The following is a 16,964-nucleotide window of genomic DNA, read 5'->3' on the forward strand; positions in this document are numbered from 1 at the left end:
GTTTTTCGGAACTAACTCCGGTGTAACGACGCGGAAACGGCCGGCCAATCCGGCGACCCCCGGTCACCCCACTATTCAGACCTCCTATCCCTGTGGGGAGCCGGGGACTCGTTCCCACTGCTCTACAGCCGCGCTGCGGTCGAGTCCGCGACTGGGCAGCGGATGATCCTCCGCGCATCTGTCCAAACGAGGGAATGAGCTGTGCCGAATCCACGCCACCACATCGGCGTTCATCCCCGGCCACGGTATCGGGCAGGAGGTCATACCACCCGCAATTGTCGGCACCGGACATCGCAGGGAAGGGCATCGCCAACCCGATCGGTGCGATGTGGTCCACGTCCATGATGCTCGACCACCTCGAACACTCCGAAGCAGGAGCTGACATTCTCTCCCGGCAAATCCGGAGTGTGCTCGCTGAAGGGCAAGTTAGGACCCGCGACATGGGCTGGCTCTGCTGGTACCAGAATTAACCCGAGCCGTCCTCGACAGGATTTCGTGAGAGCTGATCTGGGATATCGATGCGTCTGTTTCGAGTCGCCCACACGAGTGCGGGGATTCTCGGTGCCGCGGCGAACATCCCAAGGTAGTCCTCGCCAAGTTCAAGATCTCGGCCGGAGAAGCCGAGAAGACTTGAGCAACTGATGGCTTCTCCATAACCCGTCCGGGTTGGGGGTATGTGAGAAGAGGGGGCGGGACGTAACACGCCAGAAGCCGAGGCTGCTCGTGCAGGCCTGCAGTTCGGCGATTTGGGAAGCGCTGCTGAACCGAAGGTGCCCGAGCTGGGGCTTCTGGCCCCCGATGCGGCCACGGGCCCTGGCCGGGGCGAAGCCGCCACTGGTCCGCTCCGACGTCAGGGAGTGCTCGAACTCGCCGATGGTTCGGCGGCGGCTGGGCATCCTCTCAATCGCTGCTCATCCGGGCCACGGCCTCCCTCCCGGGCGGTTGAGTCCCTCGAAGTCCGAGGGCGTCAACCGGCTGGCAGGCTGCTGTCGTCGAGATCGCTGGGCAGGACTCCGCCGACAACGACGGAGCGGTGGAGCGAGCGCCCGTCCGCGTCGAGCAGTACGCCCATCCGCTTGGCGATACGGAGCATCACGAGGCTCTCGATGAGCTCGATGCCTGGAATCTTCTCCTGCAGTGCCAGTTCGGCGTTCATGACCTCCGCGACTGACCGGAGCCACATCGTGACGATGAAGTTGGCCTGTCCGGTGACCGAGGCGGCCAGCCGGACCGAGCGGAGCGAGCGGACCGCCACCGCGGCGGCGGCGTGCTTTCCGGGCGGGACTTTGGCGTACCAGGTGCAGGTGACGGGGAAGCCGACCAGGCCGTGGGCGACGTCGCACCTGAAGGACATCAGGCCCGAGCCGAGCACGCGTGCGAGCTGGCGCTGGACGGTCGAGGCGTTCCGGTCGAGGATCTTGGCCATCTGCGCAGCTGTGGCCCGCCCGTCCCGCATGAGCAGCGGCAGCAGGTCCTGGCACGCTTCGGGGAGCGGTCCGGGGGCGGGCCGGGGGGCGGGAAGCGCGGCGAATGCCGCTGCCTTGGCCGGGTCGAGGGCAGACAGGCGCCACGAGTGCCCCGCGAGGTGCAGGCGGCTGCCCAGGGAGGTCTGGGTGCGTTCGACCCCCGGCACCCGGAGGATCGCCGGGCCGGTAGTGCGGGCGTAGTCGGTCACGGTGGGCGTGAACACGGTCAGCAGGAGGTCGTGGTGTCCGGCCGGAAGCTCGACGGACTGCACTTCGGGGATCTCGCAGAGGGCGTCGGCGACCTCGCCCACGCGGCCCGGCTCGCAGTCCACGTCGACGAACGCGAGGTTCATGGCGGTGGGGTCGCCGATGCTGTACCCGGTGATCCACGCGACGCCGCTGCGCCGGATCCGCTCCCACCGCACGGCGAGCGTCGCCGGCCGCACGCCGAGGATGCGGCCGGCGTCCTGCCACGTCGCGCGGGGCGCGATCTGGAGGGCATTGATGAGCTCGAGGTCGGCCTCCGTGAGGACGTGTTCCAGACCACTCGATGCATGATCACTACCAATACCGGCATCCGTTTGCATGATAATGACGAGTTTACGCTCAGAGGCCACCGCTGCCTGACACTTGAAGGCGACCAGCAGATAATAGCCACCCCATAGGAAGGCAGCCGTGACGCTTCTCCAGGATGCCCGCGACCTCCAGGGCGAGATCGCCGCCCTCCGGCACGACCTCCACCGCGAGCCGGAGATCGGCCTCGACCTGCCCCGCACCCAGGAGAGGGTCCTCGCCGCGCTCGACGGCCTCGGCTTCGAGGTCACGACCGGCACCGAGACGACCTCCGTCACCGCGGTCCTCCGCGGAGGGGCGCTCCCCCGCGAGGCGACGCGGCCCGTCGTGCTGCTGCGCGCCGACATGGACGGCCTCCCCGTCCAGGAGCGCTCGGGCGTGGACTACACCTCGCGGATCGACGGCGCGATGCACGCCTGCGGCCACGACCTGCACACCGCGATGCTCGTGGGCGCCGCGACCCTCCTGGCCGACCGCCGGCACACCCTCGCCGGCGACGTGGTCCTCATGTTCCAGCCCGGCGAGGAGGGCTTCGACGGGGCCGCGCACATGGTCCGCGAGGGCGTCCTCGACGCCGCCGGGCGCCGGGCCGACGCCGCCTACGCCCTCCATGTCTTCTCGTCGCTGGCCCCGCACGGCCAGTTCGTGACCCGTCCCGGCGTGATGATGAGCGCCTCGGACGGCCTCTTCGTCACCGTCCACGGCGCCGGAGGCCACGGGTCCGCACCGCACCTGGCCAAGGACCCCGTGACCGTCGCCGCGGAGATGGTCCTCGCCCTGCAGACCATGCTCACGCGCCAGTTCGACATGTTCGACCCGACCGTCATCACGGTGGGCAGGCTCGCGGCCGGCGCCAAGCGCAACGTCATCCCCGACACCGCGGAGTTCGACGCGACGATCCGCACGTTCTCGGACGCGCACCGGGCGCGCATGCAGCAGGCCGTCCCCCGGCTGCTGGAGGGCATCGCCTACGCGCACGGGCTCGAGGCCGAGGTCCGCTACGAGGCCGAATACCCGCTCACCGTCACCGACCTGGCGGAGACCGACTTCGCCGAGGGCTCCATCGCGGAACTGTTCGACGGCCGCCACGCCCGTCTCGCCCAGCCGCTGAGCGGGTCGGAGGACTTCTCGCGCATCCTCGCGGAGGTCCCCGGAAGCTTCATCGGCCTCAGCGCCGTCCCGCCCGGGACGGATCCGGCGACCACCGCGTTCAACCACTCCCCGTTCGCGACCTTCGACGACAGCGTGCTCGCCGACGGCGCCGCGCTCTACGCCCACCTCGCGCTCACCCGCTCAGCCGAACTCGCCCCACGCCTGTGAACCCCGTCCCCGACCCCACGCCCCGACCCCACCGACGCCCCCGGAGAACACCATGACCACCTCCACCCCCGGATCGACCACCGCGAAAGGCGCCCCGTCGACGCAGCGCACCCTCATCGGCACCGGCATCGGCAACGCCGTCGAATGGTACGACTGGGCCATCTACGCGACCTTCGCCCCGTACTTCGCGGCCCAGCTCTTCAGCAACACCGACCCGACCTCGGCGATCCTGAGCACGCTGGCGATCTTCGCCGTCGGCTTCGTGGCCCGCCCGTTCGGCGGCTTCATCTTCGGCTGGATCGGCGACCGGATCGGCCGCAAGTCCTCCATGACGCTCGCGGTCGGCCTCGCAGCCCTGGGCAGCCTGCTGATCGGCATCTCCCCGACCTTCGGCGCCGTGGGCGCCTGGGCGTCCCTGCTGCTGCTCGTGGCCCGCCTCATCCAGGGCCTGGCGCACGGCGGCGAGCTGCCCTCGTCGCAGACATACCTCTCCGAGATGGCCCCCCGCGAGAAGCGTGGCCTGTGGTCCACGCTCATCTACACCTCCGGGACCGTCGGCATCCTCGGCGGGACGCTGCTCGGCGCGGTCCTCTCGGGCGTCCTGAGCAAGGCGGACATGGCCGCGTGGGGCTGGCGCATCCCGTTCCTCATCGGTGCCGCCTTCGGCCTGTACGCGCTCATCATGCGCGCCCGCCTCAAGGAGACCGACGCATTCGAGCACGAGACCGTCCAGGAGCGCCACGAGCCGATGTGGCCGCAGATCGTGCGCCACCGCAGGCAGGCACTCCAGGTCATCGGGCTGACCGTCGGCCTCACCGTCTCCTACTACATCTGGGGCGTCGTCGCCCCCACCTATGCCTCCACCACCCTCGGCATGGACCGCGGCGAGGCCCTCTGGGCATCCAGCATCGCCCTCGTCGTCTTCATCGCCGTCCTGCCCCTGTGGGGCAGGGCAGCAGACCGGTTCGGCCGCAAGCCCATCATGTGGGCCTCCGCACTCGGCGCCGCCGCCATGCACTACCCCATGATCTGGCTGCTCAGGGACTCGCCCTGGCAGCTCACCGTCTCGATGTCCGTCATGCTGTTCTTCATCGCCGGCTCGGCCGCGATCGTCCCCGCCGTGTACGCCGAGCTCTTCCCGACCAAGATCCGCACCGTCGGAGTCGGCGTGCCCTACTCGATCTGCGTTGCAGTGTTCGGCGGCACCGCGCCCTACCTCCAGCAGTGGCTCACGGGGATCGGCTCCGCCGGCCTTTTCAACCTCTACTCAGTCGCCCTGCTCGTCGTCAGCGCCGTCGTCGTGCTCTCTGTCCCCGAGACCAAGGGCAAGGACCTCAGCCACTGAGACCCGGCACCCACCCCCCACCCCGCAGTCCGTCGCCCCCCGGCCGTTTCCCGCCGGGAACGCGGGGTGGGGCCCGGGCGCAGGCAGGTGTCCTGCGCGTCCATCCCAGCGAGGGAACCGGCGCCGCAGGCAGAGACGGTTCGCCTGCCTTCAGTCCCGTACTGGCCGAGGCCCGCTGCGAGGGGACCGCCCGGACAGGAACCGCGGGTGGGATGCCCATCGCCTCCCGCTCGGCCCGACGCGCGCCCAGCCCGGGCCTGCCATTCCCCTAGCCTGTCACCATGGAACTGCGCTGGCTCGCCTCGTTCGTTGCGGTCGCCCATGAGCTCAACTACAGCCGGGCCGCCGAGTCGCTCCACCTGAGCCACCCTGCGGTGAGCCAGCACATCCGCCAGCTCGAGGCCAGCGTGCGGGTCAAGCTGGTGGAGCGGAGCACCCGCGCCGTGGCCCTGACCCGGGCAGGACTGGCGTTCCTGCCCCTCGCCCAGGATGTCCTCGCCCGGACAGACCAGGCAATGCGCGCCGCACGGAACTCAGAGCGCAACAGCCACGGGATCGTGCGCATCGGGTTCGCCGGAGGCATGGACGCCCCGGCCGTCGCGGACATCTCCCGGCTCGTCCGCCGCCGGCATCCCGGGATCGAGCTGCGCTTCACGGCCCACCTCGGCAGCGCCCAGGTGATGGACCTGCTCACAACCGACGCGCTCGACATCGGCTTCACCGCAGGCCAGCGCACAGTGCACGGGCTCCGCGCGCGGGTCGTCGCTGACGACGCACTGGGCATCGCCGTCGCCACAGACCACCCGCTCACCGCGGCCCCGTCCGTGGAGCTCGCCTCGCTCGCGGACGAGCCGTTCGTGCTCGTCGACGCAGCCAGCGGGCTCCGCCTGCGGGAGGAAGCGATCGAGGCGTGCATCGACGTCGGCTTCCCGTCCGCGCATCGCCCAGGAGGCGCGGGACACCGCTACCGCGTTCGCCCTCGCCGCCGCCGGGGTCGGGGTCGGGATCACCATCGCGACCCGCCTCTTCGCCCAGTCCTTCCCCGGCACGGCATTCGTCCCGCTGACCGACGTCAGGCGGCGCCTGCGCACCTCGGTGGTCTGGCGGGACGACCCCGGCTTCGGCGCCCTGCGGCTCGTCGTCGCCGCGGCCGACGAGGCGATCGCCGCCTACCTCGCCCTCGCCCTGGTCGGCCTGGGCAGCCATGATGACTTCCTCGTGCGCGCCGCCGACGCCGGGCTGGAGCCGGTCGGCTGGTTCGTCATCCTCCCGCTGCGCCTGGCCTCCCTCGCGACCGGGCTCGTGTCCTCCCTCGGCAGCCCTTGGGGCCTGTTCCGGCACTGGTGGGTCGTGATCAAGCTCGTCATCAATGTCCTGTGCACCCTGGCGCTCCTGATGCACCTCGGGGCGACCAGCCGGCTCTCCACGGAAGCTTTGGCCCCGACCTGGTGCCGGTACGTTCGCCGGGCTCAGAGGCGACCTCGCCCTGAAGGCCGCAGCCGCCATCGCCGTGCTGCTCGTCGCAACCGTGCTCGCTGTGTACAAGCCGCGCGGCCTCACACCCTACGGGCAGCGCCGACAGGCCATCCCGAAGCAACCGAAGGCCGCCACGCCAGGCACCCCCGTCCACAAAGCGTCCACCCGCGCCAGGACAGCGCAACCTCCGAGCACCCCCTGACCGCGGAGCCGTCGACCTCTGCAGGATCCCGTCCTCAACCTCTCCGCCCCCGGCCGTCCGGAAGGAGCCGCCAGGACCCGCTTCCGCCGAAGGCCCCCTCGGCAGACGCACCAGAAGACCGGCCGCCCGCCCTCTTGCCGGCTTGACATTCCCCATTGAGATTCCTTACCCGGGGCCACAGCCCGAACGCAGCGAGGACCACATGCCAGGACGCAGCCCTGGCATGTGGCCGCCCCTCTGTCGCTCAGATGATGTCTAACGAAGCTCTCTGCGGCCGCATGCTCCGCAAGGCGAGGGTCCAGAGCCACGGCGGCAGGAGCGCTTGCGGCGCGAGGGTAGTTGGGAAATTCCCAAGCCGATCAAGTAGACTTGAAGCATGGAGAGCATAGGTGCCCGCGTTGCTTCTCTGTTGCCGGAAGGCCGAACGCACAAGACGATCGCATCTGAAGTCGGAATGACTCCGGATGCCTTTTCGCGAGCTCTGCGGGGTGAGCGCGGATTCGCGGCCATCGAACTTGCCCGCCTCGCGGACCTACTAGGCGCCGACCTCCACTTCCTGATCACGGGTGAACCCGACCCTGCCCGGCTGGTGATTGCAGCGCGCCACGAATACGATCCAGCGACAGGGCGGCGCCATGTACCCGGGGCTGATGACGACAGCCAAGGGCTGGCTGACGTCGAGTTGGCCTATCGACAGGCCGAGCTCTCGCATCTAGCCAAGTCGCAGCTTCCTACCTCAACCGAGCAAGCTCGTGAGCTACTCGGAACGGACTTCATTCGACCGTTCGTAGACCGGCTGGAGTCGCTTGGGATCGATGTCGTGCGACTGCCAGGACTCTCTACCGCATATTCGTTCACGGTGGCGGGGAGGGCCGTCATAGTAGTTCCCGGGAGTGGGAACTGGTTCAGGGAGAACTGGAGTCTCGCCCACGAACTCGGGCATCTTGTCTTAGATCATACTGATCCGAACTCCATGAGAGCAGCCCGAGACCGTCATGAACGGGCAGCGAACGCGTTCGCCGCCGATCTCCTCCTCCCCGAGGACATCGTTCGTGGCTTCGATTGGACAGGTCTCACTCCATCGGATTTAGCCAGCCGAGTCTGGGACCTTGGCATCTCGACCGATGCACTGGCTAACCGCCTTGCGAGTCTGCGCATCCCAACGTCACCGATTGTTGGCGAGTGGGCCGGGAGCCCGACGCAACGTCTCCTCCGGCGGCATTGGATTCCTACCGAGGACGGAGACCCGATCACCAAGCGGATGGATGCGGCATCAACGCGCCGGTTCCCCCTTGCTCTTCAAGATGCCCACCTGGCGCTTATCGCAGAAGGGGTTCTACAGAAGGACACTCTCGCTTGGATGCTCGGCGTAGAACCGGAAAGCCTCGAGGTGGATGAGCCGACACCGGCATCATCATTGCCCCCAGCGGACTTGGCCGCCGTCCTCGGCATCTGAGGCCTGTACGTGGCACTGCTTCTCTTCCCGGACAACACGGTGTTGATCAATTTTGCATACTTGCATCGCATGGACCTCTTGCAGAAGCTCGCGCGCAATCCGGTCTGGTGCGGCACCGTGGCATCTGAATGTGCCCGTTCCTCTATGGAGCCTGATCTTGAAGATCTGACTCTTGCCGACGGCATCTTCGGCGAGCCGCTACGACCTGCCAATCCTGCGGAGCATCTCGCTGTGGCCACCTACAAGACCAGACTCGACAAGCCAGGCGACGGACGATACAAGAACCTCGGCGAGGCTGAAACTTTGGCCCTCATCGACTGCCGGTCCTTGCAGGCGCTCTTTGTGACGGATGACCAAGGCGTAGCCCAAGTGGTCAGCCAACAGGGGAGCGCAGCTCCACAAGTTACTGTCGTGACCACATGGGAACTACTGCGCGTCGCAGCACGCTCGGCATTCGTGGACCACGACACCCTTTGGTCCTACGTGCACGTCCTAAGAAACAAGAAGCGGCACCAGCCACCGTGCCGGTATGAGCGCGAGGCCTTCGAAGCTTGGCTCGGTCAATAGCATCCCTAGGCTAGGCCGACTAGTCGATTTGGCGACTGCCCATTCACGTTGGCTCGTAAGATGTCGTCTCAGCAAACGTTCCTTTGAACGGGACAGGGGCACGACAGCTCCAAACCCTCTGCGGGCGCTGGGCGCTCCCGTGGAAACTCAGCAAAGTCCTACAGCTTCGTCTGTCCCAGCAATGTGTCCCACTCGCGTTTTGTGACTCGTGGAGAAGAGGGACCTTTGCTGGGACCGGAGGCGCGCTCCGGTCTGTCATGCCTCATCGGCGGTTGCGGTGAGGTGTGGGCGGAGTCTGGCGCGCAGCGCCCGTGAGTCGGTGAGGAAGCGGTGGTTCGTGCGCCAGAGCTTGTCGCCGATCTCAGCCCGGGGCTCGGTGTCCCAGGCTGTCGCTGTCCGCTCGAGGTCGGCGAGGAGTTGGTCCGCGCTGCCGAGCTTCTCGGGGGTCCAGGCGGCCAGGTCCTCGTCGGTGGCCTCACCGACCGCGGCCATGGCCGCAGCGGTCTCCTCGATCCTGGACGGCTCGGGAAGGCGGCGGGGCCGGGCGGTGCCTTCAGGAGTGTGCATGGTGCCTTTCTTGGTCCTTGTCGTTGATGTGGGGCGATGGGAGCAAGAGCGGGATGGCAGGGGTTTACACAGACCGCACGGCCCTCCCGGCCTCCGTCTTCCCGAACCCAGGGAAACCCTCGGGGGCGTGCGTCCGTATCGCTGGCGGTGCCCTGGTGGCGAGCCTAGCGGTGCCGGGTGCCGCGCCGGAGGGGCGGAAGGCGCTATGTGGGGTGACACGCCGACGGCCAGCAGGCAGCGCACGGGTAGCGCGCTGTCCGCCGGCCGGAGCTCTGCGGAGGCCGGCCGCGCCGCCAACCCAAGGGAGGCGCTGGCGCGGCGGGCAGGTGCTCTAGTCGAGAAACCCCTGTGAAGGGCCCGGGGCCGTCCCGGAGGACGGCCCCCACCTTGGCTACCGGTGCCGCGCCCGCTCCCATTCCTTGGCCTCCTGCACCGCGAGCCACAGCCCGAAGGCTCCGCCCCAGCACGCGGGGTCATTGGCGTAGCGCTCCCACTTGGCCTTCTTCTTGCCCCTGCGCTCCTTCAGGCGGGCGATGGCGGCGGCCTCGGCGCTGGCGATCGCGCGCAGCTTCGCGCTCACGGTCCGCCCGATCGGCTCCCCGTGGGAGTCCCGAGGGGGCAGGAACTTCTCCCGGTTCCGGTTGGCCTTCTTCAGCGCCTCGCTGTACTCCTGCAGCTCCGCGGCGAGCTTCTCGCGCCCGCCCCTGTACACATAGCCCATACCGGTCTCCTGTTCGGTGGGCCGGGAGGCCGCGGTGACCAGCCGGGCCTCCCCTCCCCCGTTCGTTTTTCGGCTGGCGAACTTGTTCGCCGGCACCTGGCCGGGACCGGCTACCCGAAGGGCGGCACCGACGGGAAATCTGCGCAGGAAACAAGCGAGCGAAGCGAAGCGCCGGAGCAGAATTCTCGGCGCGTGGCGGCCCCGACGAAGGAGGGGCTAGCCGGTTCCGGGCGGGTGCGTACAATCCGCAGGACAGCCGAAAGACGATCAAAGGCCCCGGGGCATCGACGGGGCCGGAGCGAAGCGCAGGCAACGGCCAGGACCCGGGGCCACAGCCCGAGCGCAGCGAGGACCGGATGTGCCCGCAGGGCAGCGGAGGGCACCAGCCGGCGCGGGCCGGCGATCACGGCGGGGCGGAGGCCGGGGCCTCGCAGGGCCCTGCCCCGGACGCCGCCCTTGCAAGAGGTCCCTGGCGAAGCCCCGCCGGGTCACCGTCGCCCGCTCTCCCTGTCTAAGATGTCCAGACAGGTTGAGTGAAGAGTGAGGGGGCCCGCGAGATGGCACTGAGGTACAGGACGATTGCCGCAGATCTTGCGGGGAGGATCCAGCACGGGCAATGGGAGATCGGAGCCTTCCTCCCATCCGAGCCGGACCTCGCCGCCGAGTACGGGTGCTCGCGCGAGACGGTGCGTGCCGCGCTGAAGCGCCTCGAGGACCTCGGCCTGATCTCCCGGAGGAAGGGCCAGGGCACCAAAGTCATCCGCACCGTCCCGGCCGAGCAGTTCCATTCCCGGCTGGGCTCCATCGAGGAGCTGACCCAGTACGGGCAGAGCGCCAGCAGGAGCATCCAGGCTGTCGAGCGCGTCCGGGCCCACGGCGCGGTCGCTGCCCTCTTCGGGAAGGACGAGGGCACCGAACTGGTGCGGCTGACCACTCTCCGCCGCAACCCCGAGGCGGAATCGAGCCCCGTGGCGCGGTCCGAGGTGTTCCTCTCACCCGAGGACTTCCAGCTCGTGGAGGGCGAGCTGGAGGACAGCCAGCGCCTGGTCGCAGACCTGGTCGCCGAACGCAGCGGCCGCCGCCTCGTCCGGGTCCTCCAGAGCATCCAGGCCGTCCCGCTGGACGAGGAGACCGCGCCGGCCCTGAACCGCGCCGCCGGAGACATCGGCCTGCGGCTGAGCAGACGGTACATCGACGAGGAAGGCAAGGTGTTCGCCCTGGTCATCAGCACCCACCCCGGGGACGCCTTCGTCTACGAATCAGTGCTCGAGCGGGGCACCCTGCCCGCCGAAGCCGGCGCATAGGAGGGCGTGAACGCCTCTGCCGGAGGACCGAGTGCCGGCAGGGTTGACACCGGGGGTGCCATGCCTCACATTTGTCTAGACAGAAAATGTGTCTAGACAGGTTGGAGTGCGTCGATGAAGTCGCAAGAGCAGCTGCTGGCCTCGGCCAGCGCCAAGAAGGGCAGGAAGGCCTGGCACCGGGGCCTGGGTGCGCAGGTGATGGTCGCGATGGCCCTGGGCATCGTCGTCGGGTTCGCGTTCCCGGAGTTCTCTGCGCAGCTGAAGGTCGTCGGCGACCTCTTCCTGGCCCTGATCAAGACCGGCATCGCCCCGCTCGTGTTCCTCACCGTCGTCACGGGCATCCTCTCCGCGGGCAACCTCAAGCGCGCCAGCCGCATCGGCTTCGCGGCGCTGGTCTACTTCGAGGTCGTCTCCACGATCGCCCTCGCTGTCGGGCTCCTCGCCGGGAACCTGCTCGGCGTCGGCCAGGGCGCGGGTGCCCTCACGTCGTCAGCGGGCAAGCCTCCTGCGACGGACGGAGACCACACGGTCGCCGGGTTCCTGACCCAGATCTTCCCCAGCAGCTTCGTCGGCGCCTTCACGTCCACCCAGCTCCTGCAGGTCGTGATCCTCGCCGTCGTCTTCGGCGCCGGCCTCCTGACCCTCAGGCCCTCGATCCTGGCCAGGATCAGCTCCGGCCTGGACACGGTCTCCGAGGCGTTCTTCGGCTTCGTCAACGTGGTCATGAAGCTCGCCCCGATCGGCGCCTTCGGCGCCATCGCCTACTCCGTGGGCACCAACGGCTCGAAGATGCTCGTGGCCCTGGCAACGCTCGTGGTCGAGTACTGGGCCGTCGTGGCGCTGTTCATCACCGTGATCATGGGCCTCATCGGCCTGATCGCCGGGTTCAACATCTTCCGCCTCCTGAACGTGGTGCGCGACGAGATGTCCATGGTCCTGGGCACGGCCTCATCGGAGTCGGCCCTGCCCGGCCTGCTGCGCAAGCTGCCGGCGATGGGCATCTCCCAGCAGAGCGTGGGCCTGGTCGTGCCGACCGGGTACGCGTTCAACCTGGACGGCACGAGCCTCTACATGGCGATCTGCACGCTCTTCCTCGCCAACGCCTACGGGATCCACATGGGCCTGCCCGAGCAGATCGGGCTCCTGCTTATCATGCTCCTGACCTCCAAGGGCGCCGCGACCGTCTCCGGCGGGACCTACGTCGTCTTCGCCTCCACCGTGGCCGCGACCGGCTACCTCCCCGTGGAGGGCGTGGCCATCCTGTTCGGCGTCTACCGCTTCATGTCCATGGCCACCGCATTCTGCAACACCTTCGGCAACGTCGTCGCGACCCTCGTCGTCTCGCGCTTCACCAAGGAGATGGACGTGCCCCGCGTCCGCTGGGCCCTCGCGCAGCCGAAGGAGTTCCAGGCCGAGCTCGCCGCCGCCCAGGCCGAAGGCGAGGCCAGGGACGTCGCCCCCCACGGCGATGCGCCCGTCGCCGCCGGGCAGCTCGCCACCAGCAAGTGACCGTCCCACAGGCCACCCCACGATCCACCAGAAGAAGGCACCCATGAGCAGCACCGTGTACGACTCCCTCCTGTTCCGCGACATGTTCGGCACGCCTCAGATGCGCGAGGTCTTCAGCGACCGCGCCTATGTCAGCCGCATCATCGACACCGAGACGGCCCTCGCCCGGGCCGAGGCCGCCGTCGGGCTCGTGCCCGCCGACGCCGCGCAGCGGATCACGTCTGCCGCGGGCTTCGACGCCCTGGACCAGGAGCGCCTGCGCCGCGAGACCGACATCGTCGGCTACCCCATCCTGCCGATCGTCGAGCAGCTCGCGGAGCAGTGCGGGGACGACGGCGGGTACATCCACTGGGGCGCGACCACCCAGGACATCATGGACACCGCCACGATGCTCCAGTGCAAGGCCGGTGTCGACCTCGTCCGCGACCAGCTGGACGGGGTGCGCAGGGCCCTGGCGGCCCTGTCCGAGGCGCACCTGAACACCATCACGGCAGGGCGGACACACCTCCAGCACGCCCTGCCCGTGACCTTCGGGTTCCGCGCCGCGGTGTGGCTCTCGGCGCTGGACAGGCACGCCGAGCGGCTCGACCAGGCCGCACAGCGCGCGCTCATGGTCCAGTTCGGCGGCGCCGCCGGGACGCTCGCCTCGCTCGGCCACGGCCCCGAGGGCCTGCAGGTCCGGGCCGCCCTCGCCGCCGAGCTCGGGCTGCGCGACCCCGAGATCACCTGGCACGTCGCCCGGGACGGCCTCGCCGAGCTCGTCTCCCTGCTCGCCGCGATCGGCGCGTCGCTGGGGAAGATCGCACTGGACGTGATGCTCATGTGCTCCTCCGAGTTCGGCGAGGTCGCGGAGCCGTTCGTGATGGGCCGAGGCGCCAGCTCGACCATGCCCCAGAAGCGCAACCCGATCTCGTGCGAGCTCATGCTCGCAGCGGCCAAGATGCTCCGCGACAAGTCCTCCACGATGCTGGACGCGATGGTCCAGGACTTCGAGCGCGCCACCGGCCCGTGGCACCTCGAGTGGGCCACCGTGCCGGAGGCGTTCCTCCTCGCCTCGAGCTCGCTGCACCAGGCGGAGTTCATGCTCTCCGGACTCGAGGTCAACGTGGACCGGATGCGGGCGAACACCAACCTGACCGGCGGGCTCATCGTGGCCGAGGCCGTCATGATGGCCGTCGCGCCCAAGCTCGGCAGGCAGCGCGCCCACACCATGGTCTATGGCGCATGCAAGGCAGCAATCGAGACCGGCTCGACCCTCGAGGACGAACTCCTGCACCACGACGACCTCGTCGAGCAGCTCGGCACCGCCCGCATCCACGAACTCTGCGACCCCTCCGGCTACCTCGGCAGCGCAGGAGAGATGACCAAGCAAGTCCTCGCCCAGCACCCACGCTGACCGCACAAGGGCGCAGCGTCCCACGCTCCGTGGAACGCTGCGCCCTTCAGCGGCACAGCCATGTCGGCCGCCTGGTGCTTACTTGCCGCTGTACACCGGGAAGGCCGAGTCCTTGCCGTAGTCGCGGATCTGCAGGCCGAGGAGTTCCTGCATGTCGTTGTCCGCGATGGTGAAGTCGAGCTCGGCGTTGCTGCGCATGTGGTCCGGGTTGGCGGTCTTGGGCAGCGGCACCGTTCCGAGCTGGAGCGCATAGCGGAGGCTGAGCTGCGGGACGGTCACCCCGTACCGCTCCGCCATCGCCTGGAGGTCCTGGTCCTTCAGGATGGCTCCGTGCCCGATGGGCGAGTAGGCCTGCACGAGGATGTCCCTGCTCTCGCAGTAGGCGAGCAGCCCGCGGGGGGTGTTGCCCACGTGCACCAGCAGCTGGTTCACCCGGGGGGCGACCGTGGCGGTCCGCAGGATGTTCTCGACGTCCTCCTGCTCGAAGTTGCTGACGCCGATGGCGCGCAGCCTCCCGGCCCTGTAGGCGTCCTCGAGTGCGCGCCAGGCCTCGCGGTTGCCCTCGGCGTAGTCGCCGCCGCGGAAGTCGTCCCACGGCTGGGGGCTGTGGATCAGCATCAGATCGATGTACTCCAGCCCCAACGCCGCGAGCGAGCCGTCGATTGCAACGGCGGCGCCGTCGTAGTCCTTGATCTCGGCGGCAAGCTTGGTGGAGACGAAGACCTCCTCGCGCGGGACGCCGCTGGCGCGGATTCCTTCGCCGACGCCGCACTCGTTGCCGTAGGCCTGGGCGGTGTCGATGTTGCGGTAGCCGAGGGCGAGGGCGTCCTTGACGGCCTGGGCGGCCTTGTCGTCGTCGATGAACCAGGTCCCCAGGCCCAGCTTCGGGGTCTTCACCCCGTTGGACAGCGTGTACGTCTCGTCCAGGATCATGGTTCAGTTCTCCTTCTGGTCGTCGGGTGCGAAGAGGGTCTTCGCGATGGTCATGGACGACATGGCCTTGGGCCATCCGGCGTAGAAGGCCAGGTGGGTGATCGCCTCGACGAGCTCCTCCTCGGTGGCGCCGTTCTGCTTCGCGAAGGCCAGGTGGAAGTTCAGCTGCTCGGCGCTGCCCCCCGCCAGGAGCGCTGCGACGGTGACCAGGCTGCGGTCGCGTTTGGACAGCTGCGGCCGTTCCCACACCTGGTCGAAGAGGACCCGGTCGGTGTAGTGGACCAGGCCGAGGGCGAAGTCCCCGAAGGCCCGCTGTCCGCCGGTCCAGCCAGTGGTCTCGTTCGTCATGCCGCGTTCCTTTCAGCGGGGGCCGACGCGCACGGTTGCGGCGCGGACCCGGTCGGTGAGCATCGGTGCCAGGTACGGGCTGCCGGCGTACTTGCTCCGGTATGCGGCGTCGATCAGGGCGTCGAGCCGTTCATCCCGGACCGGGGTGAAGGCGACGTCCTTCCCGATGCCGCCGGCGGTGATCCGGCCGGCGCGCTGGGCGGCGGCCGAGCCGTACCAGCGCGAGGCGGTGCCGTTGTAGGCGCGCACGTACACGGCGCCCTCCACGACCACGGACCAGATCCAGGTCGGGGTGCCCAGGGCCACGCCGTCGGCGCGGAACGGGGAGATGTGGAAGTCGTCGGCTGAGGCGATGGCCGCCAGCTCGTAGGGTGTCCAATCGTTCATGCCTTCCAGTCAACGCCGCACCCGTCCACGGGTGGGAGGCCCTGCTGATAGGGGTACTGGCAGAGACTCCCGGCGGCCCGGATCCCGGACGTAGCGTGAAAGGCATGGACAACCGCAGCGAGATCCGCGAGTTCCTCGCCACCCGGCGGGCGAAGCTCACTCCCGAGCAGGCCGGGCTGCCGGCCTTCGGCGGCAACCGCCGCGTGCCCGGGCTTCGCCGGGAAGAGGTCGCGCTGCTTGCTGGCGTCTCGGCCGAGTACTACACCAAGCTCGAACGCGGCGCCCTCGCAGGCGTCTCCGAGAGCGTCCTCGAGGCCCTCACCCGGGCCCTTCAACTCACCGACGCCGAGACCGCGCACCTCTACGACCTGGCCCGCGCCGCCTCCCGGTCGTCCCGGCCCCGCCGCAGGCCGGCTCCCGCGGTCACACCGAGCATCCAGCGCCTCCTGGACTCGATGGACGGAGTGCCCGCGTTCGTCCGCAACGGCCGCCTCGACATCCTCGCCATCAACGACCTCGGCCGCGCCCTCTACTCCGAGGCGTACGCCAGCGGGTCCAGGCCGGTGAACCTGGCGCGGTTCCAGTTCCTCGACCCGCGCTCCCACAACCTCTACCCCGACTGGGAGAAGGCCGCCGACACCGCGGTCGCGATCCTGCGCACCGAAGCCGGCCGCGACCCCTACGACAAGTCCCTGACCGACCTGGTCGGCGAACTCTCCACCCGCTCGGACGAGTTCCGCACCCGCTGGGCAATGCACGACGTCCGCCTCCACCGGGGCGGCTACAAGGACTTCCGCCACCCCGCCGTCGGGGACCTGCACTTGGCATTCGACGCCCTCGACATCCCCAACGCCCCCGGCCTGACCCTCACCGCCTACACCGCCGACCCCGGCACCCCGTCGGAGGACGGGCTGCGCCTGCTCGCATCCTGGGCGGCCACCGAGACCGCAACCACCAAGGAGAACGCATGAACATCGAGCCCACCCGCGAGACGACCCTCAACCCCGAAGCGCAGTTCCCCGGCGGGGTGTACCTCGACCTCATCGCCGTCCCCCACGGCCCCGAGCAGCGCACCACCGTCGCGAAGGTCCGCTTCCTGCCCGGCGCACGCACCGCCTGGCACTCCCACGCCCGCGGCCAGTACCTCCACGTCACCGACGGCGTCGCCCGCTTCGGGGACCGTGCCGGCAACATCATCGAAGTCCACGCCGGCCAGACCCTCTACACCCCGCCCGGCGAGGAGCACTGGCACGCCGCCGCACCCGGCTGCATGATGGAGCACCTCGCGATCCTCGAAGCCGACGACGGAGCCGACATCGCCTCCTGGTGGGGCGAGCAGATCACCGACGACGAGTACAACGGCACCGCACGGAACTGACCCCCTCCTCCGCCGG

Annotated in this window: 17 protein-coding genes and 1 pseudogene; 12 read left to right on the forward strand and 6 right to left on the reverse strand. The window is 69.0% G+C overall.

From position 1 onward, the window contains the following. Positions 1-48: 48 nt before the first annotated feature. Positions 49-198 (forward strand): annotated as a pseudogene (locus tag CGQ25_RS18740) (penicillin acylase family protein); the annotation flags it as partial. Next, complete coding sequence (locus CGQ25_RS15950; RefSeq protein ID WP_208710816.1) at positions 195-470, forward strand: isocitrate/isopropylmalate family dehydrogenase; 276 nt, start codon at positions 195-197, stop codon at positions 468-470. The pseudogene CGQ25_RS18740 and the gene CGQ25_RS15950, both read left to right, overlap by 4 nt. Positions 471-967: 497 nt before the next feature. Here CGQ25_RS15950 and CGQ25_RS15955 read toward each other — a convergent pair whose 3' ends face one another. Then, positions 968-2,053, reverse strand: coding sequence for an Lrp/AsnC family transcriptional regulator (locus CGQ25_RS15955; protein WP_208710817.1), 1,086 nt, complete (start codon positions 2,051-2,053; stop codon positions 968-970). Between the two features lie 88 nt (positions 2,054-2,141). Between CGQ25_RS15955 and CGQ25_RS15960 the strand changes: the two genes are divergently transcribed. The 5 genes from CGQ25_RS15960 to CGQ25_RS15980 all read left to right on the forward strand — a co-directional run bounded on the left by CGQ25_RS15960 (position 2,142) and on the right by CGQ25_RS15980 (position 8,405). Next, entirely contained in the window at positions 2,142-3,359 is a 1,218-nt protein-coding gene (locus CGQ25_RS15960) for a M20 family metallopeptidase (RefSeq protein ID WP_208710818.1), read from the forward strand. Positions 3,360-3,411: 52 nt separating this feature from the next. Next, positions 3,412-4,704 (forward strand): MFS transporter, encoded by a 1,293-nt coding sequence (locus tag CGQ25_RS15965; protein ID WP_208710819.1) that lies wholly within the window; start codon positions 3,412-3,414, stop codon positions 4,702-4,704. Between the two features lie 281 nt (positions 4,705-4,985). Further along, positions 4,986-5,912, forward strand: coding sequence for a LysR family transcriptional regulator (locus tag CGQ25_RS15970; protein WP_208710820.1), 927 nt, complete (start codon positions 4,986-4,988; stop codon positions 5,910-5,912). Positions 5,913-6,758: 846 nt separating this feature from the next. Next, positions 6,759-7,838 carry an ImmA/IrrE family metallo-endopeptidase gene (locus tag CGQ25_RS15975; RefSeq protein ID WP_222703667.1) on the forward strand — a complete coding sequence of 360 codons (1,080 nt, stop codon included), beginning with the start codon at positions 6,759-6,761 and terminating at the stop codon, positions 7,836-7,838. Between the two features lie 9 nt (positions 7,839-7,847). Beyond that, complete coding sequence (locus CGQ25_RS15980; protein ID WP_208710821.1) at positions 7,848-8,405, forward strand: hypothetical protein; 558 nt, start codon at positions 7,848-7,850, stop codon at positions 8,403-8,405. A gap of 255 nt (positions 8,406-8,660) precedes the next feature. Here the strand turns inward: CGQ25_RS15980 and CGQ25_RS15985 are convergent, their stop codons facing one another. Continuing rightward, positions 8,661-8,972 (reverse strand): hypothetical protein, encoded by a 312-nt coding sequence (locus CGQ25_RS15985; RefSeq protein WP_208710822.1) that lies wholly within the window; start codon positions 8,970-8,972, stop codon positions 8,661-8,663. Between the two features lie 391 nt (positions 8,973-9,363). Further along, positions 9,364-9,693, reverse strand: coding sequence for a hypothetical protein (locus CGQ25_RS15990; protein ID WP_208710823.1), 330 nt, complete (start codon positions 9,691-9,693; stop codon positions 9,364-9,366). A 533-nt stretch (positions 9,694-10,226) separates the two neighbouring features. On the opposite strand from CGQ25_RS15990, the gene CGQ25_RS15995 reads away from it, so the two are divergent. The 3 genes from CGQ25_RS15995 to CGQ25_RS16005 all read left to right on the forward strand — a co-directional run bounded on the left by CGQ25_RS15995 (position 10,227) and on the right by CGQ25_RS16005 (position 13,902). After that, positions 10,227-10,997, forward strand: a complete 771-nt coding sequence (locus tag CGQ25_RS15995) for a GntR family transcriptional regulator (RefSeq protein ID WP_208710824.1) — start codon at positions 10,227-10,229, stop codon at positions 10,995-10,997. Between the two features lie 114 nt (positions 10,998-11,111). Then, positions 11,112-12,506 carry a cation:dicarboxylate symporter family transporter gene (locus tag CGQ25_RS16000; protein ID WP_208710825.1) on the forward strand — a complete coding sequence of 465 codons (1,395 nt, stop codon included), beginning with the start codon at positions 11,112-11,114 and terminating at the stop codon, positions 12,504-12,506. Positions 12,507-12,549: 43 nt separating this feature from the next. After that, positions 12,550-13,902, forward strand: coding sequence for an adenylosuccinate lyase family protein (locus CGQ25_RS16005; RefSeq protein WP_208710826.1), 1,353 nt, complete (start codon positions 12,550-12,552; stop codon positions 13,900-13,902). 78 nt (positions 13,903-13,980) lie between these two features. Here CGQ25_RS16005 and CGQ25_RS16010 read toward each other — a convergent pair whose 3' ends face one another. Genes CGQ25_RS16010 through CGQ25_RS16020 form a run of 3 tightly spaced genes read right to left on the reverse strand, consistent with a single transcriptional unit; the run spans position 13,981 to position 15,570 of the window. After that, positions 13,981-14,835, reverse strand: a complete 855-nt coding sequence (locus CGQ25_RS16010) for an aldo/keto reductase (RefSeq protein WP_208710827.1) — start codon at positions 14,833-14,835, stop codon at positions 13,981-13,983. 3 nt (positions 14,836-14,838) lie between these two features. After that, positions 14,839-15,183 carry a carboxymuconolactone decarboxylase family protein gene (locus tag CGQ25_RS16015; RefSeq protein WP_208710828.1) on the reverse strand — a complete coding sequence of 115 codons (345 nt, stop codon included), beginning with the start codon at positions 15,181-15,183 and terminating at the stop codon, positions 14,839-14,841. A gap of 12 nt (positions 15,184-15,195) precedes the next feature. Then, positions 15,196-15,570 carry a DUF2255 family protein gene (locus CGQ25_RS16020; protein ID WP_208710829.1) on the reverse strand — a complete coding sequence of 125 codons (375 nt, stop codon included), beginning with the start codon at positions 15,568-15,570 and terminating at the stop codon, positions 15,196-15,198. A 104-nt stretch (positions 15,571-15,674) separates the two neighbouring features. Between CGQ25_RS16020 and CGQ25_RS16025 the strand changes: the two genes are divergently transcribed. Beyond that, complete coding sequence (locus CGQ25_RS16025) at positions 15,675-16,541, forward strand: helix-turn-helix transcriptional regulator (RefSeq protein WP_208710830.1); 867 nt, start codon at positions 15,675-15,677, stop codon at positions 16,539-16,541. Continuing rightward, a complete protein-coding gene (locus CGQ25_RS16030) occupies positions 16,538-16,948 on the forward strand; it encodes a cupin domain-containing protein (protein WP_208710831.1) in 411 nt (136 codons plus the stop codon). The genes CGQ25_RS16025 and CGQ25_RS16030 overlap by 4 nt, the downstream gene beginning before the upstream one ends. Positions 16,949-16,964 lie beyond the last annotated feature (16 nt).

This window comes from Sinomonas sp. R1AF57 (assembly GCF_002224485.1).
Lineage (GTDB): Bacteria > Actinomycetota > Actinomycetes > Actinomycetales > Micrococcaceae > Sinomonas > Sinomonas flava.

What these genes read in the sequence shown, in the direction of transcription:
- CGQ25_RS15950 (WP_208710816.1), top strand. Translation starts at nt 195, where the DNA reads ATGAGCTGTGCCGAATCCACGCCACCACATCGGCGTTCATCCCCGGCC.
- CGQ25_RS15955 (WP_208710817.1), bottom strand. Translation starts at nt 2,053, where the DNA reads ATGCAAACGGATGCCGGTATTGGTAGTGATCATGCATCGAGTGGTCTG.
- CGQ25_RS15965 (WP_208710819.1), top strand. Translation starts at nt 3,412, where the DNA reads ATGACCACCTCCACCCCCGGATCGACCACCGCGAAAGGCGCCCCGTCG.
- CGQ25_RS15970 (WP_208710820.1), top strand. Translation starts at nt 4,986, where the DNA reads ATGGAACTGCGCTGGCTCGCCTCGTTCGTTGCGGTCGCCCATGAGCTC.
- CGQ25_RS15975 (WP_222703667.1), top strand. Translation starts at nt 6,759, where the DNA reads ATGGAGAGCATAGGTGCCCGCGTTGCTTCTCTGTTGCCGGAAGGCCGA.
- CGQ25_RS15985 (WP_208710822.1), bottom strand. Translation starts at nt 8,972, where the DNA reads ATGCACACTCCTGAAGGCACCGCCCGGCCCCGCCGCCTTCCCGAGCCG.
- CGQ25_RS15990 (WP_208710823.1), bottom strand. Translation starts at nt 9,693, where the DNA reads ATGGGCTATGTGTACAGGGGCGGGCGCGAGAAGCTCGCCGCGGAGCTG.
- CGQ25_RS16000 (WP_208710825.1), top strand. Translation starts at nt 11,112, where the DNA reads ATGAAGTCGCAAGAGCAGCTGCTGGCCTCGGCCAGCGCCAAGAAGGGC.
- CGQ25_RS16005 (WP_208710826.1), top strand. Translation starts at nt 12,550, where the DNA reads ATGAGCAGCACCGTGTACGACTCCCTCCTGTTCCGCGACATGTTCGGC.
- CGQ25_RS16010 (WP_208710827.1), bottom strand. Translation starts at nt 14,835, where the DNA reads ATGATCCTGGACGAGACGTACACGCTGTCCAACGGGGTGAAGACCCCG.
- CGQ25_RS16015 (WP_208710828.1), bottom strand. Translation starts at nt 15,183, where the DNA reads ATGACGAACGAGACCACTGGCTGGACCGGCGGACAGCGGGCCTTCGGG.
- CGQ25_RS16020 (WP_208710829.1), bottom strand. Translation starts at nt 15,570, where the DNA reads ATGAACGATTGGACACCCTACGAGCTGGCGGCCATCGCCTCAGCCGAC.
- CGQ25_RS16025 (WP_208710830.1), top strand. Translation starts at nt 15,675, where the DNA reads ATGGACAACCGCAGCGAGATCCGCGAGTTCCTCGCCACCCGGCGGGCG.
- CGQ25_RS16030 (WP_208710831.1), top strand. Translation starts at nt 16,538, where the DNA reads ATGAACATCGAGCCCACCCGCGAGACGACCCTCAACCCCGAAGCGCAG.